General features: G+C 66.0%; 22 protein-coding genes and 2 pseudogenes. 14 read left to right on the top strand and 10 right to left on the bottom strand.

Translation table 11 applies throughout. The features are described from left to right. Positions 1–383 precede the first annotated feature (383 nt). Positions 384–1,538, top strand: a complete 1,155-nt coding sequence (locus QZS21_RS09290) for an iron-containing alcohol dehydrogenase (RefSeq protein ID WP_295582666.1) — start codon at positions 384–386, stop codon at positions 1,536–1,538. A gap of 127 nt (positions 1,539–1,665) precedes the next feature. On the opposite strand, the gene QZS21_RS09285 is transcribed toward QZS21_RS09290, so the two are convergent. The 9 genes from QZS21_RS09285 to QZS21_RS09245 all read right to left on the bottom strand — a co-directional run bounded on the left by QZS21_RS09285 (position 1,666) and on the right by QZS21_RS09245 (position 11,030). Next, positions 1,666–2,388 (bottom strand): FadR/GntR family transcriptional regulator, encoded by a 723-nt coding sequence (locus tag QZS21_RS09285; RefSeq protein ID WP_295582664.1) that lies wholly within the window; start codon positions 2,386–2,388, stop codon positions 1,666–1,668. A 46-nt stretch (positions 2,389–2,434) separates the two neighbouring features. Then, complete coding sequence (locus tag QZS21_RS09280; RefSeq protein WP_366557598.1) at positions 2,435–3,388, bottom strand: electron transfer flavoprotein subunit alpha/FixB family protein; 954 nt, start codon at positions 3,386–3,388, stop codon at positions 2,435–2,437. Between the two features lie 14 nt (positions 3,389–3,402). Then, a complete protein-coding gene (locus QZS21_RS09275; protein ID WP_295582660.1) occupies positions 3,403–4,188 on the bottom strand; it encodes an electron transfer flavoprotein subunit beta/FixA family protein in 786 nt (261 codons plus the stop codon). Between the two features lie 72 nt (positions 4,189–4,260). Beyond that, positions 4,261–5,400, bottom strand: a complete 1,140-nt coding sequence (locus tag QZS21_RS09270; protein ID WP_295582658.1) for an acyl-CoA dehydrogenase family protein — start codon at positions 5,398–5,400, stop codon at positions 4,261–4,263. A gap of 49 nt (positions 5,401–5,449) precedes the next feature. Continuing rightward, the gene (locus QZS21_RS09265; RefSeq protein WP_295582656.1) at positions 5,450–6,868 is read right to left on the bottom strand and encodes an FAD-binding oxidoreductase; all 1,419 of its coding nucleotides are present in this window, start codon (positions 6,866–6,868) and stop codon (positions 5,450–5,452) included. A 311-nt stretch (positions 6,869–7,179) separates the two neighbouring features. Then, positions 7,180–8,295: an iron-containing alcohol dehydrogenase family protein gene (locus QZS21_RS09260; RefSeq protein ID WP_295582652.1), complete on the bottom strand. Its 1,116-nt coding sequence runs from the start codon at positions 8,293–8,295 to the stop codon at positions 7,180–7,182. Between the two features lie 326 nt (positions 8,296–8,621). Continuing rightward, positions 8,622–9,401 (bottom strand): SDR family NAD(P)-dependent oxidoreductase, encoded by a 780-nt coding sequence (locus QZS21_RS09255; protein WP_295582654.1) that lies wholly within the window; start codon positions 9,399–9,401, stop codon positions 8,622–8,624. A gap of 82 nt (positions 9,402–9,483) precedes the next feature. Further along, positions 9,484–10,599 carry an iron-containing alcohol dehydrogenase family protein gene (locus QZS21_RS09250; RefSeq protein WP_295582652.1) on the bottom strand — a complete coding sequence of 372 codons (1,116 nt, stop codon included), beginning with the start codon at positions 10,597–10,599 and terminating at the stop codon, positions 9,484–9,486. Between the two features lie 86 nt (positions 10,600–10,685). Next, on the bottom strand, positions 10,686–11,030 hold the full coding sequence (locus tag QZS21_RS09245) for a cupin domain-containing protein (RefSeq protein ID WP_295582650.1): 345 nt from the start codon (positions 11,028–11,030) through the stop codon (positions 10,686–10,688). A gap of 141 nt (positions 11,031–11,171) precedes the next feature. Here QZS21_RS09245 and QZS21_RS09240 point away from each other — a divergent pair, with 141 nt between their 5' ends. Then, the gene (locus tag QZS21_RS09240) at positions 11,172–12,239 is read left to right on the top strand and encodes a PhnD/SsuA/transferrin family substrate-binding protein (protein WP_295582647.1); all 1,068 of its coding nucleotides are present in this window, start codon (positions 11,172–11,174) and stop codon (positions 12,237–12,239) included. Positions 12,240–12,462: 223 nt separating this feature from the next. Here the strand turns inward: QZS21_RS09240 and QZS21_RS09235 are convergent, their stop codons facing one another. Then, positions 12,463–12,711, bottom strand: coding sequence for a helix-turn-helix domain-containing protein (locus QZS21_RS09235; RefSeq protein WP_295582645.1), 249 nt, complete (start codon positions 12,709–12,711; stop codon positions 12,463–12,465). Between the two features lie 86 nt (positions 12,712–12,797). On the opposite strand from QZS21_RS09235, the gene QZS21_RS09230 reads away from it, so the two are divergent. From QZS21_RS09230 to QZS21_RS09175, 12 genes and pseudogenes are all read left to right on the top strand, one after another. After that, a complete protein-coding gene (locus QZS21_RS09230; RefSeq protein ID WP_295582644.1) occupies positions 12,798–12,977 on the top strand; it encodes a hypothetical protein in 180 nt (59 codons plus the stop codon). A 179-nt stretch (positions 12,978–13,156) separates the two neighbouring features. Continuing rightward, positions 13,157–14,728: an ATP phosphoribosyltransferase gene (hisG, locus tag QZS21_RS09225; protein ID WP_295582642.1), complete on the top strand. Its 1,572-nt coding sequence runs from the start codon at positions 13,157–13,159 to the stop codon at positions 14,726–14,728. Continuing rightward, positions 14,725–16,020, top strand: coding sequence for a histidinol dehydrogenase (gene hisD / locus QZS21_RS09220; protein WP_295582640.1), 1,296 nt, complete (start codon positions 14,725–14,727; stop codon positions 16,018–16,020). The genes hisG and hisD overlap by 4 nt, the downstream gene beginning before the upstream one ends. Next, positions 16,017–17,081: a histidinol-phosphate transaminase gene (gene hisC / locus QZS21_RS09215; RefSeq protein ID WP_295582638.1), complete on the top strand. Its 1,065-nt coding sequence runs from the start codon at positions 16,017–16,019 to the stop codon at positions 17,079–17,081. Before hisD ends, hisC begins: the two co-directional genes overlap by 4 nt. 12 nt (positions 17,082–17,093) lie before the next feature. Continuing rightward, positions 17,094–17,681: an imidazoleglycerol-phosphate dehydratase HisB gene (hisB, locus tag QZS21_RS09210; RefSeq protein ID WP_295582636.1), complete on the top strand. Its 588-nt coding sequence runs from the start codon at positions 17,094–17,096 to the stop codon at positions 17,679–17,681. An 11-nt stretch (positions 17,682–17,692) separates the two neighbouring features. Further along, positions 17,693–18,304: an imidazole glycerol phosphate synthase subunit HisH gene (hisH, locus tag QZS21_RS09205; protein ID WP_295582634.1), complete on the top strand. Its 612-nt coding sequence runs from the start codon at positions 17,693–17,695 to the stop codon at positions 18,302–18,304. Positions 18,305–18,314: 10 nt separating this feature from the next. Next, positions 18,315–19,034, top strand: coding sequence for a 1-(5-phosphoribosyl)-5-[(5-phosphoribosylamino)methylideneamino]imidazole-4-carboxamide isomerase (gene hisA, locus QZS21_RS09200; protein WP_295582632.1), 720 nt, complete (start codon positions 18,315–18,317; stop codon positions 19,032–19,034). After that, entirely contained in the window at positions 19,028–19,783 is a 756-nt protein-coding gene (gene hisF, locus QZS21_RS09195; RefSeq protein WP_295582630.1) for an imidazole glycerol phosphate synthase subunit HisF, read from the top strand. The genes hisA and hisF overlap by 7 nt, the downstream gene beginning before the upstream one ends. A gap of 24 nt (positions 19,784–19,807) precedes the next feature. Beyond that, a pseudogene (gene hisIE / locus QZS21_RS09190) lies at positions 19,808–20,458 on the top strand (bifunctional phosphoribosyl-AMP cyclohydrolase/phosphoribosyl-ATP diphosphatase HisIE); the annotation flags it as partial. Next, a complete protein-coding gene (locus QZS21_RS09185; RefSeq protein WP_295582628.1) occupies positions 20,455–21,282 on the top strand; it encodes a PHP domain-containing protein in 828 nt (275 codons plus the stop codon). The pseudogene hisIE and the gene QZS21_RS09185, both read left to right, overlap by 4 nt. Positions 21,283–21,337: 55 nt before the next feature. Next, a complete protein-coding gene (locus tag QZS21_RS09180; RefSeq protein ID WP_295582626.1) occupies positions 21,338–21,997 on the top strand; it encodes an HAD family hydrolase in 660 nt (219 codons plus the stop codon). Further along, a pseudogene (locus QZS21_RS09175) lies at positions 21,994–22,178 on the top strand (hypothetical protein); the annotation flags it as partial. The gene QZS21_RS09180 and the pseudogene QZS21_RS09175, both read left to right, overlap by 4 nt.

Here is a 22,178-nt window from a genome sequence, read left to right as displayed (position 1 = left end):
CCCGATGAAATTTGCCGAAAACGGGGCGCAGGCATGTTTTCGGCAAGGCTGCGGCCCGCTCCGCGCATCCGCAGAGCGCCGGCAGAACACAGAGTGAGAACAGGGGAAGGCCACGCCGCGGCCCGCTCCGCGCGCCCGCGAAGCGTCTTCTTCGCCTCGCCTGCACATTTGCGGGACGAGAGGAAGGTTCTGCCGCGGACGCGCCGCAGCAGAACAGGATGCCATCTTTTTTGCTGCTCCGGCGGCGAAATACTGTGAGACTTTTCAACAGAAAAATGGCCCGGCGTCCCATGGGACGCCGGGCCATTTCCTAAATTTACAATTCAAGGAGCGGGGAAGCTGTTAGCATACTAGTAACTACTGAAAGAAAAGAGGTTGTTACGATGCTGAATATCCAGATGTACCAGCGGGTCAAGCTCCTGTACGGAAACGGCTCCGTCCGCCAGGTGGGAGAGCTGGTGACCTCCATGGGCGCGAAGAAGGCGTTCCTCGTATGCGACAAGGGGGTGGCGGCCGTTGGAATTGTGGACAAAATCACCGTCAGCCTCCGGGAGGCGGGGGTGGAGTTCTACGTCTTTGACGGCGTGGAGCCGGACCCGCCGGTGGACATGGCGGAGCAGGCGGCGGCGCTGTGCCGGGCGGAGGGGTGCGACTGCACCATCGCCGTGGGCGGCGGCAGCTGCATGGACACCGGCAAGGCGGTGAACCTGCTGCGCTTCAACGACGGCCCCATCCTCCGCTTCATGGATTTCTCCACCCCCATGGCCCTCTCCCCGGGGCTGGTCTGCATTCCCACCACCTCCGGCACCGGCAGCGAGGTCTCCGACGGGCTGGTGATCTCCGCGCCGGACGGCACCAAGTGCCCCATTTTGGCCACCAACGCCATGGCGGATTACGCCGTCATTGACCCGGAGCTGATGGTGGGGATGCCCCCGCAGCTCACCGCCATCACCGGACTGGATACCCTGACCCACGTGGTGGAGTCCTACACCACCAATGCCACCAACGACCTCATCGGCTTCTTCACGGAGAAGGCCATGGACGAGGTGATCCAGTGGCTGCCGGTGGCGGTGCGGGACGGGAAGAACCTGGACGCCCGGGGCCGCATGGCCATCTGCTGCTGTGTGGGCGGCTGGATGCTGGGCTACGGCCACACCCATGCCGGCCACTCCATCAGCCACGTGCTGGGGTCGCTGTTCCACGTGCCCCACGGGGCGGGCTGCGGCTTTGCCATGCCCTATATGCTGGAGTTCAACGCCCCGGCCCTGCCCCAGCGGGTGAAGGTCATCGGCCAAAAGCTGGGCGCCTCCTTCGACGGCACCGAGACGCCGGAGGAGATCGGCGCCAAGGCCCGGGACGCGGCGCTCCACTTTGTCTACGACGTGGTGGGCCTGAAAAAGCCCCGGGAGTTCCCCTACGACGAGAGCCGCCTGGAGGAGGCGGCCCAGGCCGTGGTGGAGGAGATGTTCCAGGCCTTCCAGCCCAGAAAGATGACCCGGGAGGACGCCCTGGCGATTTTGCGGAAGATTTACGCATAAAGAAAAGCACCCCGCGGACATCCAAAGATGTCCGCGGGGTGCTTTTGCAAGGGGAGAGCAGGCTGGCCGCGGAAGGCAAGATCCGCGGCCTGCTTGCTTTGCTAGGGGGGAGAGAGTTGTATGAACCTCACAACTGGACGGACCGGCTGCGGACCTCCAGTCGCTGGTCAATGAGGGTAAAGTGCTCGTCGATGGCGGCGTAGCCGCCGGGGAGGTCCTTGTCCAGGATACACTCCACCATCCGGCGGTGGGCGGCAAAGAGCTTCTCCCGCCGCCGCTCCTCGGACATGATGTCCATGCGCAGGTCCGCGATGAAGCGGTCCATCACGTCGGACAGGGCGTTGAGAATTTCCACAAACAGGGCGTTGCCGGAGGCCCGGGCGATGGTGTAGTGGAGCTTTTTGTCCAGCAGGACGTTCTCCTCCTCGCTTAGGCCCGAGTCCAGCCGGGAGATGATGGCCTGGAGCTCCGCGCAGTCCTGACTGCCGGCCTCCTGCACCGCCAGGGCAAAGGCGTGCTTTTCGATGGCGTAGCGCAGTTGGCTGATCTCCTGAAAGCTCAGCTCCTTCAAGAGAAACATGATGGACATGGTCTCCACCAAAGAGTTTTCAAAGTTGCCCGCGATGAAGTGCCCGGCGCCCTGGGTGCTGACGGTGGTGCCCAGAATTTCCAGGATGCGGAGCGCCTCCCGGACGGAGTTGCGCCCCACGTTCAACTGCTCCGCCAGCGTCCGCTCCGGCGGGAGGCGGGAGCCGATGTGCAGGTGTCCCAGCCGGATTTCCTGCTTGATATAGTCGATGACACGGACGTATGCCCGCTGGGAGTCCAGGGTTTTGTTGTTTTCCTGCATACTTCCTCCATGGGAGATGGACGGGCGGGATGGACCCGCCACCCTGTCAGCTTTTGCGGGCCTTGATCTCCTCAATCATCAGCGGCAGAATCTCCGTGACGTTGCCCACGATGCCCACGTCCGCCACGTCGAAAATGGGGGCGTCCTCATCCTTGTTGATGGCCACGATGTAGCCGGAGCCGGACATGCCGGACACGTGCTGCATGGCACCGGAGATGCCGCAGGCGATATACAGCTTGGGCGCCACGATCTTGCCGGACTGGCCCACCTGGTGGTTCCGGGGCACCCAGCCGTCCTCAATAGCGGGACGGCTGGCGCCCACCACGCCGCCCAGCAGCTCCGCCAGCTGGCGGACCATCTGGAAGTTCTCGGCGCTGCCCATGCCGCGGCCGCCGGCCACGATCACCTCGGCGTCCTCCAGGTTCACGCTCTCACTGAGCTCCTGGACGGCCTCCTTGATGACGGCCCGGAGCGCCGTGTCCTCCACGGTCTCCTCGGTGACGGCAGCGGCGGCGGGGCCGTCCTGCTCGGGCTTGCCGAAGGTGCCGGAGCGGACCGTCACCACGGCCTTCTCCCCGGCGGAGACGGTCTCCTGGAGGGAGCCGCCGTAGATGGAGCGCACCCAGGCGCCCTCTTCGGTGAGGGACATGGCGTCGGAGACGCAGCCGGCGCCCAGCCGGGCGGCCACCCGGGCCGCCAGCTCCTTGCCGTCCCGGGTGGACCCCAGCAGCAGGCAGGAGACGTCGTAGCGCTCACACAGAGCGGTGAGAATGTCGGTGTAGCGGTCGGCCTGGTACTCCCCGGCCGCCACGGTCAGCACCTGGGAGGCGCCGTAGGAGGCGGCGGTGTCCGCCGCGGAGGCGTCGCCGATGAGCACGGCGGCCACAGGCCGGCCGTTCTGAGCGGAGAGCTTGCGGGCGGCGTTCAGCGCCTCCAGGGAGACCTTCACCACCTGGGTGCCGGCGGTCTCCAGATAAACCAAAATAGACTGCTTTTCCATCATCAGTTCCCCCCTCAGATCAGCTTCTGACCGGCCATCATCTCCATGGCGCGGCGAACGGCTTCAGCGGCTTCCTTCTCCTGAATCTTCACGCCGCTTTGACGCTGGGGAGGCGCGGAGATGGCGGTGCGGCGGACCTTGGCGGCCTCCGGACCGAACTTGGCGGCGTCGGCCTCTACGTCGGAGAGGGACAGGGTGGCGATGGGCATCTTCCGGGCGGCCATCTTGCTCTTGATGGAGGGATAGCGGGGCTCGTAGTCCGGCTTCACAATGGTGACCACGCAGGGGCAGGCGGCCTCCACGATGCGGTAGCCCTCCTCGGTCTCCTGCTTGGCGGAAATGCCGCCGTCCTTCGGCTCCAGGGCCAGGACGTTGGTGATGACCGGCAGGCCCAGGGTCTCGGCCAGCTGGGCGCCCACCTGGCCGGAGGAGGCGTCGGTGGATTCGGAGCCGCAGAAAATCACGTCAAAGGGCTGCTCCCCGGCCTTTTTGGAGGCCTGGGCCAGCAGATAGCCGGTGCCCTGGGTGTCGCAGACGGAGGCATCGTCCAGCTTGCAGGCGTGGTCCGCGCCCACGGACAGGCAGCTGCGCAGGGCGGGAACGGTCTCCTCCCCGCCGATGGTCAGCACGGTGACGGAGCCGCCGTGGGCCTCTTTGAAGCGGGCGGCCATCTCCAGGGCATAGGTGTCAAACGCATTGACGACGGGCGCGATGTCATCCAGCTTGGGGGCGCCGTCGGCGCCCAGGGTGACGTTCACAGAGTCGTCCGGCACTTGCTTGATACAGACTAAAAGTTCCATGTCACGTATACTCCTCTTTCACAATGGGTTGCCCGCGGCGGCCGGCCCCGGGCCGGGCGCCGCGGGGGAAAATCAAAACTTGCCGATGACGCTCTTGCCGATGACCATGCGCTGAATCTCGTTGGTGCCCTCGTAAATCTGGAAAATCTTTGCGTCGCGGAGCAGCTTCTCCACGGGGTACTCCCGGCTGTAGCCGTAGCCGCCCAGAATCTGGATGGCCTCCAGGGCGTTCTGCACGGCCACGTCGCCGGCATAGCACTTGGCGATGGCGGACTCCCGGCTGTAGGGCAGGCCGGCGTCCATCAGCTTCAGGGCGTGGGCCACCATCTGGCGGGCGGTCTCCACCCGGATCTCCATGTCGGCCACCTTGAACTGCAGAGCCTGGTTCTTCAGGATGGGCTTGCCGAAGGTAATGCGCTGTTTGCCGTAGGCCACAGCCTCGTCAATGGCCCGCTGGGCGATGCCCACGGCGCCGCAGCCCACCCAGGTGCGGGACATATCCAGGGTCTTCATGGCGATCTTGTAGCCGTCGCCCTCGGCGCCCATCATGGCGGAGGCGGGCACGCGGCAGTCCTCCATGACCACGTCGCAGGTGTTGGAGGTGCGGATGCCCATCTTGTTCTCGTGGTTGCCGGTGGACAGGCCCGGGGTGCCGGCGTCCACCACGAAGGCGGACATGCCCTTCACGCCCTGGGACTTGTCGGTCATGGCGGTCACCACGTAGAAGGAGGCCACGCCGCCGTTGGTGATGAAGCACTTGCGGCCGTTGAGGATGTACTCGTCGCCGTCCCGGACGGCGGTGGTCTTGGAGTTGCCCGCGTCGGAGCCGGCCATGGGCTCGGTGAGGCAGAAGGCGCCGTGGTTGCCCTCCATCAGAAGGTCGCAGCAGTGCTGCTTCTGCTCCTCGCTGCCGCCGATGAGGACGGCCTTCAGCGCCAGGTTGCTGGCGGTGATGGTGGTGACGACGCCGGCATCCGCCTTGGCGAACTCCTCCATGATGGCCGCCACGGTGATCCGCTCCAGGCCCAGGCCGCCGTATTCCTCGGGGACCTCCAGGCCGTTATAGCCCAGCTCCGCCACCTTGGCATAAATCTCGGCGGGCCATTCGCCGGAGACGTCGTACTCCTTGCACTGTTCCTTGATTTCCTTGTCGCAGAATTCGCGGACGCTGTCCAGCAGGTCCTGGTCCTCGGGATTGATCAAATAAGCCATGTTTTTTTCCGCCTTTCTAAATATGTCACGTATCGAATCGCCCTTGGGCTTACAACTTGTAGCAGACCTTGCCGGGGTTGAGAATCAAATTGGGGTCGAACACCTTCTTGATGTTCTCCATCAGGCGCATGTTCACCTCGCCCACGGACTCCGCCAGGAAGGGAACCTTGCCGTGGCCGATGCCGTGCTCGCCGGAGACCTGGCCGCCCAGCTCGGTGGCCTTGATGTACACGGCCTCCATGAACTTCTCCGCCAGGGCCTTGAAGGCGTCCTCCTCCAGGTCGTTGCTGCAGCAGTAGATGTGCAGGTTGCCGTCGCCGGCGTGGCCGAAGCTGCGGACCTTCAGGCCCACAGTGGCCTCCAGGGACTCCACATAGCCCAGGAAGTTGGCGATCTGGGTGACGGGAACCACCACGTCGCACTCGTCCAGGAGCTTGGTGTCGGCCATGATGGCCTCCAGGAAGCTGCTGCGGGCGGCCCAGGCGTCCCGCTTCAGGGCGGGGGTGTCCGCCACCAGCACGTCGATGGCGCCGGCCTCCAGCACCACCTCGGAGGCCTTTTCGATCACGGCGTCCAGCTCATCCATGGACTGGCCGTCAAAGGTCACCAGCAGGTAGGCCTCGGCCTCCACGCCGTCGATCTTCCGGGGGAAGACCTGCTTGCCCACATAGGCCTCGGAGGAAATGACGATGTCCTTGCCCATGAACTCCAGGGCCTGGGGATTCAGGTGGTGCATGAAGAAGGAGGGCACCGTGGCGATGCAGGACTCCATGTCGGGGTAGGGGATGATGAGGCTGATGGTCTCCTTGGGCTGGGGAATGAGCTTGAGGGTCAGCTCGGTGATGATGCCCAGGGTGCCCTCGGAGCCGATCATCAGGTTCAGCAGGCTGTAGCCGGAGCTGGTCTTGGACACGGAGCTGCCCAGCTTGACCACCTCGCCGGTGGGCAGAACCACGGTCATGGCCTTCACGTAATCCCGGGTGCAGCCGTACTTCACCGCCCGCATGCCGCCGGCGTTGGTGGAGACGTTGCCGCCCAGGGTGGCGAACTTCTCGCCGGGATCGGGGGGATACAGGAGGCCCTTGGAGGAGGCGTCCTCCGCCAGGGAGTTCAGCAGCACGCCGGGCTGCACGGTGACGGTGAAGTTCTCCATGTCGTAGGAGAGGATCTTGTTCATCCGGGTGGTCACCAGCAGCACGCCGCCCTGGATGGCCACCGCGCCGCCCACCAGGCCGGTGCCGGCGCCCCGGGGGGTGACGGGGATGCGGTTTTCGTTGCACAGCTTCATCACCGCGGCGATCTCCTCGGTGGAGTTGGCCTCCACCACGGCTTCGGGCACGGCCTTGCCGTAGATGGGCATCTCGTCGTGGGAGTAGTCCTCGTTGATATCGCTGCCGGTGAAGACGCGGCCCGGCGCGATTTCGGACAGCTGGGCGACCAGCTCGGGGGTGAGGGTCTGATAGTTCATGATTGCAGCCTCCTGTTCAGTGTTTCAGTAAGCGGGACAATTGGTCCCACCAATTTCCAAGGCATACTATACCGCATGCGGCGGTCTTTGTCCAGTAAAAATTTTGGCCCATTGGACGGAAAAACAGGCCGTTATCCCGCTAAAAAGTTCAATAAGAGGCTGGGAAAGACGATTACGCACACGGAAAGCAAAAAAACAAGTGCGGAAAAACCGGATTACACAAATTTCGGAGAATTTCACGGGAAATTTCGTGAAAAAAATTACAAAAAAGGGTCCGCGCCCAAAAATGGCGCGGACCCTTGGAAAAAACCTTACTTGTTGGCGGCGAGCCAGTCCTTGGCGGCCTGGTCGGTGTCGCGGATGGCCTGGGCGAACTGGTCCTCGGTGATGGGGTAGGGGGTGTAGTTCCAGTTGGACATGGTGACGCACTTGGCCAGGAGAGTGGGCATGTCGGCCTCGGTGAGCTCCACGTCGGCCATGGTCATGGGCAGGCCCAGGGCGTGGTAGAAGGGGAAGAGGCTGTTGCGGCGCTCGAACTGGCCGTCCAGGGTCAGCAGGACCAGGATGCCCAGGGAGACCACCTCGCCGTGGAGGTGCTTGTGGGCGCCGGGGCAGACGGTGCAGCCGTAGTAGAAGCAGTGGGCCAGGGAGTCGTTGTAGAAGTAGTCCTCGTTGGTGGTCTCCACGGTGAGATTGGAGACCATGCCGGCGGTGATGACGATGGCCAGGGTGACCTGCTGGAGCTCATAGCCGTCCTGGTGGTTGCGGATCTGCTCCATGGCCTTCTCGCCGAAGGTGAGGAAGGCGGGGGTGCAGCAGCGGGCGATGGCGGTGCCCATGAGGGGGGCGTGCTGGATCTTGAAGCTGGCCAGGTCGTTGCGGGCGGCGAACTCGGACTCGAACTCCTTGGCCAGGGAATCGCCGATGCCCGCCCAGACGTACTCGGAGGGGGAGTTGGCGATGATGGTGCTGTTCATGAAGGTATGTACCGCGCAGCGCTTGGGGTAGTAGAGGTCCCGCATGGCGCCGTCGGGATAGTACATGACGCACAGCGTGGTGCACGCGGCGCAGTTGGAGGCCAGGGTGGGGAAGGCGAAGATGGGCTTGTTCAGGTGGCCGGCGGCGCACTTGGCGGTGTCCATGGCGCGGCCGCCGCCGATGCCGAAGATGATGTCGGCGTCCTTCACCTCGGGCATGGCCTCCAGCATGGCGGCGTTCTCATAGGAGGCCTCGCCGCCGAACCAGATGGGCTCGCTCAGTTCCAGGTCGGTGCCGTCCAGCACCTTCTTCAGCTCCGGCACGGCGATGGACATGGCGGTTTTGCCGCCGATCACCGCTACCTTCTTGCCGTAGGGACGGACGATGTCGTAGACTTCGTTGTAGCAGTCGGGGCCGATGCTCCATGCGGGCAGATACAGTGTGCTCATTGTTGAGTTCCTCCTCTAAATTTTCAATCCCATGTGACGGATGGTTGGTTCCCATGCGTGGGGCAATTGGCCCCACCAATTTCCAACACATACTATACGCCAACCAAAGGCCTTTGTCCAGTAAAAGATTTGAGGGGGCACGGGGGAAAACCCGATGGTTCTTCCATCAAAAAGTTGCGAAATGAAAATGGAAAGACGATTACGCAGGGGAGGTTTTTCCCGGCGGGTATGGAAAAAGCCGAAAGAAAATATTTTGAAATTTGCAGCGGGAGGAAAAGCGCCCCCGTGCCATTTCGGTACGGGGGCGCGGTTTTGCGGGGGAGGGCTTACAGCTCCTTCTCCTCGGGCAGGCCGGCTTTGCTCCAGCCGCCGTCGGTGAACAGAGTCTGGCCGGTGATGCCGCTGGCCTCGTCGGAGGCCAGGAAGACGACGCTGTTGCCGATCTCCTCGGGCATCAGCAGCCGCTTCATGGGGATCACCTTCATGATGTTCTCGATGTCGATGATGCCCTCGTTGATGCCCTTTTGAATCATCTCGGTCATGACGTAGCCGGGGGCCACGGCGTTGATGCGGATGTTGAAGCGGGCCCACTCCACGCCCAGGGAGGCCACCAGGCCGTTCACCGCCGCCTTGGAGATGTTGTAGGCGGAGCGCTGGCTGGTGAAGCACTGGGAGTTGCCGGAGGAGATGCACACGATGCTGCCGCCGCCCTGCTTCTGCATGTAGCGGGCCGCGCAGCGAGAGGCCAGGTAATAGGCCCGCATGTTGACGTTGATGACCTTGTCGAACTCCTCCACGGGGAACTCGGTGGCCCACTTGCGAATCTGGATGCCGGCGTTATTCACCAGGATGTCGATGCGGCCGTACTTGGCCACCACATCGTCGATCAGCTTCTCGATGGCGTCGGCGTTGCTCAGGTCCACCATCATGGCCTCGATCTTGCCCAGGGGGCTCAGCTCGGCGATGGCCTGGTCGGCGTCGGCCTGGTTCTTGCCGCCGATGATGATGACGGTGGCGCCCTCCTCCAGGAAGCGCTTGGCAATGCCCTTGCCAATGCCCCGGGTGCCGCCGGTGACGACGGTGATTTTTCCCTGAATACCTCTCATGATGACATGTCCTTTCTGGGGCGGCGGGGACCCGGAATGCGCCGGGCCCCGCCGTCAAGTATATAAAATAATGTAGGGGGTCTTACTTGTTGGCGGCGAGCCAGTCCTTGGCGGCCTGGTCGGTGTCGCGGATGGCCTGGGCGAACTGGTCCTCGGTGATGGGGTAGGGGGTGTAGTTCCAGTTGGACATGGTGACGCACTTGGCCAGGAGAGTGGGCATGTCGGCCTCGGTGAGCTCCACGTCGGCCATGGTCATGGGCAGGCCCAGGGCGTGGTAGAAGGGGAAGAGGCTGTTGCGGCGCTCGAACTGGCCGTCCAGGGTCAGCAGGACCAGGATGCCCAGGGAGACCACCTCGCCGTGGAGGTGCTTGTGGGCGCCGGGGCAGACGGTGCAGCCGTAGTAGAAGCAGTGGGCCAGGGAGTCGTTGTAGAAGTAGTCCTCGTTGGTGGTCTCCACGGTGAGATTGGAGACCATGCCGGCGGTGATGACGATGGCCAGGGTGACCTGCTGGAGCTCATAGCCGTCCTGGTGGTTGCGGATCTGCTCCATGGCCTTCTCGCCGAAGGTGAGGAAGGCGGGGGTGCAGCAGCGGGCGATGGCGGTGCCCATGAGGGGGGCGTGCTGGATCTTGAAGCTGGCCAGGTCGTTGCGGGCGGCGAACTCGGACTCGAACTCCTTGGCCAGGGAATCGCCGATGCCCGCCCAGACGTACTCGGAGGGGGAGTTGGCGATGATGGTGCTGTTCATGAAGGTATGTACCGCGCAGCGCTTGGGGTAGTAGAGGTCCCGCATGGCGCCGTCGGGATAGTACATGACGCACAGCGTGGTGCACGCGGCGCAGTTGGAGGCCAGGGTGGGGAAGGCGAAGATGGGCTTGTTCAGGTGGCCGGCGGCGCACTTGGCGGTGTCCATGGCGCGGCCGCCGCCGATGCCGAAGATGATGTCGGCGTCCTTCACCTCGGGCATGGCCTCCAGCATGGCGGCGTTCTCATAGGAGGCCTCGCCGCCGAACCAGATGGGCTCGCTCAGTTCCAGGTCGGTGCCGTCCAGCACCTTCTTCAGCTCCGGCACGGCGATGGACATGGCGGTTTTGCCGCCGATCACCGCTACCTTCTTGCCGTAGGGACGGACGATGTCGTAGACTTCGTTGTAGCAGTCGGGGCCGATGCTCCATGCGGGCAGATACAGTGTGCTCATTGTTGAGTTCCTCCTCTAAATTTTTACCAGCGCCAGGGAGAAGTGTTTCTGTGGCCGGTGTTGGTTCCAGATGGGCGGCGGAGCGATCACTCCGTGATGATGAGGGCGATCATCTCCACCGGCTCGTCGGTGCGGTTTTCCAGGCCGTGGCCCTCGCCGTAGCCGGTGGCGCCGATGTCCCCGGCCCGGAGGATGACCTCCGTGCCGTTGTCGTTGAAGACGGCCTCGCCCTTGATGATATAGTAAAACTCCGTCTCATGCTCGTGGGTGTGGTAGCCGATGGAGCAGCCGGGGTCCACCACGGTGTGGGTGAACAGGCGGCCGTGGTTGTACAGGCCCTCCTTGTCCGTCAGGTCCTTCACGTGGACAAGGCCCTTGCCCTCCCACACGCGGACGTCCTTCCGGGGGCAGTTTTCAGAAGTGGTATACATGGCGGGGATGCCTCCTTTGTCTCTTTTGCCGCGGCGCCCTTGCACGGGGGGCGGCGAAATGGTAAAATCAGTTTACCTATCGGTTACATGATACCAAAGCGGGGGTGGAAAGTCCAGAACCCGCCGGGAAGAGGAGCGTATATGAAAAGTGCTTGGCTGTTGTTGACAACTCTGCTGCTGGCGGTGTCCCTGGCCGGCTGCGGCCCCTCCGGGGAGGCGCCGGAGGAAGAGGAGGAGGCGCCTCTGGCGCTGGAGACGCTGACGGTGGAGATTCAGCGCCGCGGGCAGGACGCCGGGCAACTGCTGGAGGCGGTGCGCCGCCTGCCGGAGGCGCTGCGGGGGGCCCTGGCGGACCGGGGCGTGGCGGTGGAGCAGGTCCGCCTGACGGTGGGCTCCTCCCACGCCGCCACGGTCCAGGCCCTGGAACAGGGCGGCGTGGATGTGGCCTTTCTCCCGGCGGAGGCCCTGGCGGGGCTGGACCGGTCGGCGCCGGTGGTGCTGGTCTCCGGCCCCCTCTTCCGGGACCAGGGGGAGGAATTGGAAAACTGGAACCGACCGCCGGAGGAGGGGACGTCAGTGCCCGGACGCCGGGCGCTGATCTGCGCCGCCCCCACGGCCTACGGGGAGAATCTGGCGGGGAGGGGGTCCCTCACCTGGGAGGAGGTCTCCCGGGCCCGGTGGGGCGTGCTGGGGAGGGACGCCCTGGAGGGCCGGCGGGCGGTGGACCTCTGGCTGGCGGACCACTTTGAGGGGAGCACCCTGTCGGACCTGCCGGATACGGCGGTGTATGCGGACTTCCCGGCGCTGCTGCGGGCGGCGGCGGAGGGGGAGATCGACCTCTTCCCCATGGCGGCGGACGTCCGGGAGACTTGGGCGGAGGCCTGGACGCTGCCCCCGGAGGAGACGGACGCCCGGGGGGAGGCCGGACTGGGCCGGACGGCCTCCATCTGGGAGGAGACGGCCGTGGTGGGCCTGACGGAGCGGTTTTACGACATGGCGGCGGCGGTGCGGCCGGGGGAGGAGACCCTGGCGGACCCCCGGTTTGCCCAGGCGTTGGCGGAGGCGGTGAACGCCCTGACCGGGGAGGGGGAGGACGCCGCCCTGGCCCGGGCCGCCTTCGGGACGGGGGAGGATGGCGGAGGCCGCTACGCCCCCGCGCCGGAGGATGCCCTGTCGGCGGCAAAGCGGCTGGGGACGCTGCCGGCGTAAACGCTTCGCAAACGTGCCCGCAGGCACGTTTGCGAGGGGGATGCGGCCTGCTGCGCGCACGCGCTGCACGCCTTCGGCGCACCGCTCACACACTTGCAGGTTCTGCCACCTACACGCCGGGGCGGAACAGGATGGGAATTCCATTCGCCGCTCCGGCGAGAAGCGCTGCAAGGCTTTTTGGATAAAAGAAACACGGGGAGCCGCCATAGGCGGCTCCCCGTGTTCAGTCCTGCGCGAACAGGGCGTTGTAGTCCACGCCCAGCACCTCCGCCAGCTTGTCGATCTCAAAGACGGAGGTGGCCCGGTAGCCGGTTTCGATCTGGCCCACCATGACCCGGGTGATGTCGCAGCCCTGGGTTTGCAGGCGGGCGGCCAGGGCATCCTGGGTCAGCCCCTTGGCCTTGCGGTACTGCTTGACCTTGGCCCCGATATTTCGTTCTAAAGGCGTAGATCGCTTCATCACATGCTCCATCTATCCATCATTTTCTTGATGTTACGATAAGCATGTGCTAAACTTGCTTTATGTATAGATCAAAAATGCGGAAGCGAGGGAGAAGGATGTCGGAAGCAAATCGGGAGTCCCCCAGCCCCCAGCCGTACAGCAGGCACCTGCGCGCCATTGCCGCCCTCATCGCCGCCAGGCAGAGCGACGCGGCCTGCCTCCGGGAGCTCAGCCGCTACCTGGAGGCCTGCGGCGTGCCCGTGCCGCCCGAGGGGCCGGAGGACGGCGGATCATGATTGCAAAAGCCGGATACAGGGTGTAAAATCCCTGTATCCGGCTTTTTGAGCCGCCTCACAATTGTGCAAACGGTAGAATTTAGAATGGTAGCGAATTAGCACTTTACTTTGCTAATAAAACTGAGTACAATAGACCCCAAGAGAACCAGGGCCCGCCGGGCCTGGGAGGAGGACACCCCATGGAATTGGATTTGAACATGCTCAGGCCCCAGGAGCGGGTCTCGTTACAGCTTCGGCTGCTGTATGAGCGGGCGGGCTTCCGCCAGTACCACATGGGCCGGTTTGAGGAATACGGCCTGTACCAGGAGAACCGCCGCTTTTTGTCCAGCGAGCAGGTCATCACCTTCACCGACCTGGACGGGCGGCTGATGGCCCTGAAACCGGACGTCACGCTGTCCATCGCCAAAAACGCCCAGGTGGAGGCGGGGGAGTGCGGCCGGTTTTACTATTCGGAAAACGTCTATCGCCCCAGCCAGGAGAGCCACACCTTCCGGGAGATCAGCCAGATGGGCCTGGAGTGCATCGGCGCCGTGGACGACGATGCCACGGCCCAGGCCGTGTCCCTGGCCATCCAGAGCCTGGGCCTCATCGGGGGGGACGCCCTGCTGGAGATCAGCCACATGGGCTTTGTCACCGGCCTGCTGGACGCCGTGGGCGCGCCGGAGGCCGTCCGCCCCCGGCTGCTGACCTGCATCCGGGACAAAAACACCCACGAATTGCAGCGCCTGGCGGCGGAGGCGGGGCTCTCCCGGCAGGGCAGCGACGCCCTGTGCCGCCTGGGCACCCTGGCGGGGGACTGGGAGACGGTGCTGGCCGGGGCGGAGCCGCTGGCCCTCAACGCCGCCATGGGCGGGGCCCTGGCGGAGCTGCGGACGCTGTGCGCCTCCCTGGCGGCGGCGGGCCAGGCGGCGGGGGTGAAGCTGGATCTGTCCCTGGTGAATGACATGGAGTACTACAACGGCCTGGTGCTCCAGGGGTATTTGGCGGGCTGCTCCCGGGCGGTTTTGAAGGGCGGGCGGTACGACCCCCTGGCGGCCCAGTTCCGCCCCGGGGCCAGGGCCATCGGCTTCGCCCTGTACCTGGATGAGCTGGACCGCCCCGCCCCCACCGGGGCGGAGGAGCCGGTGATGCTGAACGTGGCGCTGCCCAAGGGCCGCCTGGGCGACAAGGTGTACAACCTGCTGGCCGGGGTGGGCTACGGCTGCCCGGAGAATTACAACGACACCCGGAAGCTGGTGGTGGAAAACCGGGCGGCGGGCATCCGCTATTTCCTGGTGAAGCCCAGCGACGTGGCCATCTACGTGGAGCACGGCGCGGCGGATATCGGCATTGTGGGCAAGGACATCCTGGCGGAGTCCGGCGCGGACGTGTACGAGCTGCTGGATACGGGCCTGGGCCGGTGCCGCATGTGCGTGGCGGGGCCCAAGGACTTTGTGGATGATCCGGGGCGGACGCTGCGGGTGGCCACCAAGTTTGTGGGCATCGCCAAGGCCTACTACGCCGCCCAGGGCCGGGACATCGACATCATCAAGCTCAATGGGTCCATTGAGCTGGCCCCCATCCTGGGCCTGTCCGACGTGATTGTGGACATTGTGGAGACCGGGACCACCCTGAAGGAGAACGACTTGAAGGTGCTGACGGAGTTCATGCCCATCTCCGCCCGGTTCATCGCCAACCGGGCCAGCTACCAGTTCAAGCGCCGGGAGATTGAGACGCTGCTGGGCAGATTGGCGGAGGTGACGCAGGCATGATTCCCATCTATGAATTGGAGCAATTGGCGCCGGAGGCCCTGCTGAACCGGGACATCCAGGCGGAGGCGGACGTGGACGCCGCGGTGGACGCGGTGCTGGCGGAGGTGCGGACCCGGGGGGACGCGGCCCTCCGGGACTGCACCCGCCGCTTTGACGGCGTGGAGCTGACGGAGCTGGAGGTGCCGCCGGAGGAGGTGGAGGCCGCCTGGGCCTCCCTGGACCCGGAGCTGCGCCGGACACTGGAGCTGGCGGCGGAGAACATCCGCCGCTTCCACGAGCGGCAGGTGCACCGGGACTTCGTGCTGGCGGACCGGCCCGGCGTGGTCATGGGCCAGCGGTACACCCCCATGGAGCGGGTGGGCGTCTGCGTGCCCCGCAGCCCCGCCGCCTTCCCCTCCACCGTGCTGATGAACGTGATTCCCGCCCGGATTGCCGGTGTGCGGGAGATTTTCCTGGTGACGCCGCCGGAGCGGGACGGCTCCGTGGGGGCCGCGGCCCTGGCGGCGGCGAAAATCGCCGGGGCCACCCGGGTGTTCCGGGTGGGCGGCGCCCAGGCGGTGGCCGCCCTGGCCTACGGCACGGAGACCATTCCCCGGGTGGACAAGATAGTGGGCCCCGGCGGCATCTTTGTGGCCACCGCCAAGCGGAAGGTCTTCGGCCGGGTGGCCATCGACATGATCGCCGGGCCCAGTGAGATTTTGGTGCTGGCGGACGGGGCGTCCAACCCCCGGTGGGTGGCGGCGGACCTCCTCAGCCAGGCGGAGCACGACGTGCGCGCTTCCGCCGTCCTGGTGACGGACAGCATGGACCTGGCCCGGGCCGTCCAGGCGGAGGTGGAGGCGCAACTGGCGGACCTGCCCCGGCGGGAGGTGGCCCGGCGGTCCGTGGAGGACAACGGGAAGATCATCGTCACCGGCGATCTCTCCTCTGCGGTGGAGGCGGTGAACCGCATCGCCCCGGAGCACCTGGAGCTATGCGTGGACGACCCCTTCGCCCTGCTGCCCCGGGTGCAGAATGCGGGCAGCATCTTCCTGGGCCGCCATGCGCCGGAGGCCCTGGGGGACTACTTCGCGGGGCCAAACCACACCCTGCCCACCTCCGGCACCGCCCGGTTTTCCAGCCCCCTGGGGGTGGACGACTTCGTGAAGCGGTCCAGCTTCCTCTATTACGACCAGGATGCGTTTGCGCCGGTGGCGCAGCGGGTCGCCGCCCTCGCCCGGGAGGAGGGGCTGGAGGCCCACGCCCGCTCCGCCCTGGTCCGCTGCGAAAAGAGACAGGAGGTAACGCCATGAGCCAGTTCCTTTCCCCCGAGGCCGCCCGCCTGGCCCCCTACACCCCCGGCGAGCAGCCCCAGGACCAGCAGTACATCAAGCTGAACACCAACGAGAGCCCCTTCCCCCCCTCGCCCCGGGCGGTGAAGGCCATCTCCCGGGCGGAGCTGATGAAGCTGAATCTGTACTCCGACCCCGCCTGCGCCCTGCTGGACGAGGCCGTTGCCCGGCGGTACGGCCTGCGGCGGGAGAACGTGGTCAGCGCCAACGGCTCCGACGAAATCCTGGCCTTCGCCTTCCGGGCCTTCTGCGGCCAGGGCAGGCCCGTGGCCTTCGCCGACATCACCTACGGTTTCTATCAGGCCCAGGCGGCCCTGTTCGGCCTGGAGGCCGCGGTGATCCCCCTGCGGGAGGACTTCACCCTGTGCGTGGAGGACTATCTGGACTTCCCCGGCACCGTGGTCATCGCCAACCCCAACGCCCCCACCGGCATGGCCGTGCCCCGGGCGGATATCCAGCGGCTGGTGGAGGCGCGGGCGGACCGGGTGGTGATCGTGGACGAGGCGTATGTGGACTTCGGCGGCGAGAGCTGCGTGCCCATGATCTTCCGCTACGACAATCTGCTGGTCACCCAGACGATGTCCAAGAGCCGGTCCCTGGCCGGCGGCCGGGTGGGATTCGCCCTGGGCAGCGAGGCGCTGATTGCCGGGCTGAACCGGGTGAAGTACAGCTTCAACCCCTACAACGTCAACCGCCTCTCCATGGCGGCGGGCGCCGCCGCCATGGAGGACGAGGCCTATTTCCAGGCCTGCTGCGCCGCCGTGTGCCGGACCCGGGAATGGACCGCGGCGGAGCTGGAGACCCTGGGCTTCACGGTGCTGCCCTCCCGGGCCAACTTCCTCTTCGCCCGGTGCGGACAGCTCTCCGGCGGGGAGCTGTACCGAAAGCTGAAGGAAAACGGCATCCTGGTGCGCTGGTTCGACCAGCCCCGCATCCGGGACTATGTCCGCATCACCATTGGTTCCATGGAGCAGATGGAGGCCCTGATCGATCAGTTGGGCCGGCTGCTGGAAGTGCTGTAAAGGAGGCTGTCCATGCGAAACGCAACCATCCGCCGGCAGACCCGGGAGACGGACATCGCCCTGTCCCTGGACCTGGACGGCACCGGCAAGGCCGACATCCGCACCGGCTGCGGCTTTTTGGACCACATGCTGGAACTCTTCGCCCGCCACGGCGATTTTGACCTGACGGTGACGTGCCGGGGGGACACCCAGGTGGACGGCCACCACACCGTGGAGGACGTGGGCATCTGCCTGGGGCAGGCCTTCGCCCAGGCCCTGGGGGACAAGCGGGGCATCACCCGCTACGGCCAGTTCCTCCTGCCCATGGACGAGACGCTGGTGCTGTGTGCCTGCGACCTCAGCGGCCGGGACTATCTGGGCTGGGCGGTGGACCTGCCCAGTCCCCGGGTGGGGTCCTTCGACACGGAGCTGGGGAAGGAGTTCTGGCTGGCCTTTGTGCGCAATTGCCCCGCCTCCGTCCACATCCGGGAGCTGGCGGGGGAGAACACCCACCACATTCTGGAGGCGGTGTTCAAGGGCATGGGCCGGACGCTGAAGGCCGCCGCGGCCCTGGATGAAAAGCACCTGGGCGACATCCCCAGCACCAAGGGCACACTGTGAGGGCGGCCGGTATGATTGCAATTGTGGATTACGGCGTGGGCAACCTCTTCTCCCTGTCCTCCAGCCTGAGGGCCCTGGGCCTGGAGACGGAGATCACCCGCCGGGCGAACCGCCTCCGGGCGGCGGAGCGGATCATCCTCCCCGGCGTGGGCGCCTTCGGCGACGCCCGGGCCAAGCTGGACGCCACGGGCCTGGTGCCGGTGCTGCGGGAGGAGGCGGGGCGCAAGCCCCTGCTGGGCATCTGCCTGGGGATGCAGCTGCTGTTTGAGCGGAGCTTTGAGTACGGGGAGCACCCCGGCTTGGGCCTGGTGCCCGGGGAGGTGGCGGATCTGCGGGGCGCGCTGGAGGACCCGGCGTTGAAAGTGCCCCACATGGGCTGGAACAGCCTGCACATCGAGCGGGACGACCCGCTGTTCGCCCACGTCTCCGACGGCGAGTACGTCTACTACGTCCACAGCTTCTACGCCCGAAACTGCGCCGGGAGCACCCTGGGGGTCTCCCAATACGGAAACGTGGCGGTGACGGGCGTGGTGCGCTGCGGCAACGTCTACGGCACCCAGTTCCACCCGGAGAAGTCCGGCGACACGGGACTGCGGCTGCTGAAGGCCTTTGCGGAATTGTAAGGAGGAGCCTATGCAGATTTTTCCCGCCATCGACCTGCGGGAGGGCCGGGTGGTCCGCCTGTACCAGGGGGATTACGACCAGATGACGGTTTACGGCGCGGACCCCTGCGCCATGGCCGGGGCGTTTCTCACCGCCGGGGCCCGGTATCTCCACGTGGTGGACCTGGACGGCGCCCGGGACGGCACTCTGGCGAATTTTGAGACCATCGCCGCCCTCGTCCGCCAGGGCGGGCTGTACATCGAGGTGGGGGGCGGCATCCGCACGGAGGACCGCATCCGCCGGTATCTGGACCTGGGGGTGAACCGGTGCATCCTGGGCACCGCGGCGGTGCAGGACTTCGCCTTCACGGAGCGGATGGCCCGGACCTACGGCGACCAAATCGCCGTGGGCGTGGACGCCCGGGACGGCTTTGTGGCCATCAACGGTTGGAAGGAGCTGTCGGCGGAGCGGGGAGTGGACTTCTGCCGTCGGCTGTACGCCGCGGGGGTGGGCACCGTCATCTACACCGACATCAGCCGGGACGGGGCGGAGCAGGGCACCAACCTGGACCTCTACCGGGAGCTGGCGGAGATTGAGGGTCTGCGGATCACCGCCTCCGGCGGCGTCAGCAGCCTGGAGGAGCTGCGGGAGCTCCGGCGCATCGGCACCCACGCCGCCATCTTGGGCAAGGCCCTGTACACCGGACGGCTGGATTTGAAAACCGTCATCGGGGAGGTGGGGGCGTGCTAGCCAAGCGCATCATCCCCTGCCTGGACGTGCGGGACGGCCGGGTGGTGAAGGGCACCAACTTCGCGGGCCTGCGGGACATGGCGGACCCGGTGGAGATGGCCCACTTCTACAACGACTCCGGCGCCGACGAGCTGGTGTTTTACGACATCACCGCCTCGGTGGAGGGCCGGGGACTGTTCACGGACATCCTCCGCCGGGTGGCCGGGGAGATTTTCATCCCCCTGACGGTGGGGGGCGGCATCCGCACCCTGGCGGATTTCGACCGGGTGCTGCGGTGCGGCGCCGACAAGGTGAGCGTCAACTCCGGCGCCATCGCGGACCCCTCCATCATCGCCGCCGCCGCCAAGAAGTACGGCGACCAGTGCGTGGTCCTCTCCATGGACGTGAAGCGGGTGGAGGGGCGGTTCCGCCTCTTCGCCAAGGGCGGCCGGGAGGACACCGGCATCGACGCCCTGGAGTGGGCGGAGCGGGGCGTGGGAGAGGGCGCGGGGGAGATCGTGCTGAACTCCATCGACACCGACGGCGTGAAGACCGGCTTCGATCTGGAGCTGCTGGACGCCCTGGCTGCCCGGGTCCGCGTCCCCATCGTCGCCAGCGGCGGCGCAGGGGAGATGGAGCACTTCGCGGCGCTGTTTACCCATCCTGGCATCGACGCGGGGCTGGCCGCCTCCATCTTCCACACCCGCCAAGTGGAGATCCGGGCGCTGAAGCAGTTTTTGCGGCAGCGGGGCGTGGAGGTGCGGCTGTGACGGACCGCGGACCATACTGAATGCAAAAGGAGAACACCCATGGAACTGAAATTTGACGAAAAGGGCCTGATTCCCGCCATTGTACAGGACCACTACACCAAAGAGGTCCTGACCCTGGCCTATATGAACGCCGAGAGCCTGGCCATCACCATCGACGAGCGGCGGACCTGCTTTTGGAGCCGCAGCCGCCGGGAGCTGTGGCGCAAAGGGGAGACCTCCGGCCACGTGCAGCACGTGGTGTCCATCACCGCCGACTGCGACGGGGACGCCCTGGTGGTGGAGGTGGTGAAAGACGGCCCCGCCTGTCACACCGGCGCCGAGAGCTGCTTTTTCAACGAAGTCTACCTCTCCCCGGAGCTGAAGGCGTTCAGCTATGAGGGGCTGTACCGCCTGATCCAGGGCCGCAGAACCGACCCCAAGGAGGGGAGCTACACCACTTACCTCTTTGAGAAGGGCCTGGATAAGATTTTGAAGAAGGTGGGCGAGGAGTGCACCGAGGTCATCATCGCCGGGCGCAAGGAGGACCGGGAGGAGACCGTCTACGAGATCGCGGATCTGTGCTACCACGTCATGGTGCTGATGGTCCAGATGGGAATCTCCGTGGAGGACGTCACCCGGGAGCTGGAAAAGCGCCATGTGGTAGACCACAAGGTGAAGCAGGAGCGGATGCAATGAGCCGGACCCCCTGGTGCTGCTCCGTCCACACCCACTCCACCCTCTGCGATGGAAAGGCATCCCCTGAGGCCATGGCCGCCGCGGCCTGGGCGGCGGGGGTGCGGTACTTCGGCGTCTCCTGCCACAGCCACACCCCCATTCCGGACGACGAGGGCGCCGTCCTCCCCGGGGACCTGACGGCCTACCGGGCAGCGGTTCTGGACCTGCGGGACCGGTACGCCGGGCGGATGGAGGTGCTGCTGGGCCTGGAGTGGGACAGCTGCTCCGACACCGCCCCCCAGGGGCTGGACTACTGGATCGGCAGCGTCCACTACCAGCGGGGGGAGAACGGGAAGTACTACGCCGCCGACTGGGGAGAGGCGCAGTTTTCCGCCTGCCGGGACGAGCTGTTCCACGGCGACGCCCTGGCCGTGGCGGAGGGGTACTTCGCCCAGGTGGCCCTGGTGGCGGCCCGGAAGCCCACCATCCTGGGCCATCTGGACCTCATCACCAAGCTCAACGCCGGAAACCGGTTTTTCGACGAGGCGGCCCCCCGGTATCACGCCGCCGCCCTGGCGGCCCTGCACGCGGCGGACCCCCGGGAGACTCTGCTGGAGATCAACACCGGCGGCGTGGCCCGGGGCTACCGGTCCGCGCCCTATCCGGCGCTGTTTTTGCTGCGAGAGTGGCGGGCGATGGGGGGGCGAATCATCCTCACTGCCGACGCCCACAGCCCGGACACCGTGCTCTTCGGCTACGATCAGGCGGCGGAGCTGGCCCGGGCGGCGGGCTTTGGCCGCGCCTCCGTGCTGACCCTGGCGGGCGAGACGGAGGTCCCCCTGTGAAGAAACGGCGGGCCGCGGCGGGAAGCTGCGGAAACCCCGGCAGAGGAGGCGTCAAATGTTTCGCACCGTGATTTTTGACCTGGACGGGACGCTGCTCAATACCATTGACGACCTGGCGGACGCCGGGAACTGGGTCTGCGCCCAAAACGGCTGGCCCCAATTCTCCAGGACGCAGTTCCAGGCCATGGTGGGCCACGGGATCCCCAATCTGGTGGCCCGCTTCTCCCCGGAGGAGGCACGGACACCGGAGTGCCTGGCCCGGACCCTGGAGGCATTCTCCGCCCGGTACGGTGCCCACAACATGGAGAAGACCACCCCCTATCCCGGCATTCCGGCGCTGCTGGAGCGGCTGGACGAGGCCGGGGTCTGCCTGGCGGTCTACTCCAATAAGGCCGACGCCTTCAGCCGCCAGCTGATTGCCCGCTACTTCCCCGGCCGGTTTGCCCTGGTCCGGGGAAAGGTGGAGGGGATCCCGGTGAAGCCGGACCCCGCCGGACTGCGGGGCATCCTGGCGGAGCTGGGGGCGGACTCCGCCGGGACGCTGTTTGTGGGGGACAGCGACGTGGATATCCGGACGGGCCACAACGCGGGCCTGGCCGCCTGCGGCGTCACCTGGGGCTTCCGGTCCCGGGCCTCCCTGGAGGCGGCGGGGGCGGAGTACCTGGCGGACACGGCGGAGGACCTGGAGAAGCTGATTTTGGAGGAGCGGACATGAAGCTGAGCTTTGATGAGGCCGGCGCCTTTCTGGACGACACGGCGGACGGCTTTCCCCAAGCCCTCTTCGAGGGACTCAACGGCGGCGTGAACCTGCTGGCGGATACGGTGCCGGACCCGGAGTTTCCGCCGGGGGAGATGTACATTCTGGGGGAGTACTGCGAAGACCTGCTGGGCCGGTA

This window comes from uncultured Oscillibacter sp. (assembly GCF_900544955.1).
GTDB lineage: Bacteria > Bacillota > Clostridia > Oscillospirales > Oscillospiraceae > Oscillibacter.
This window is presented reverse-complemented; position numbering and strand designations above follow the sequence as displayed.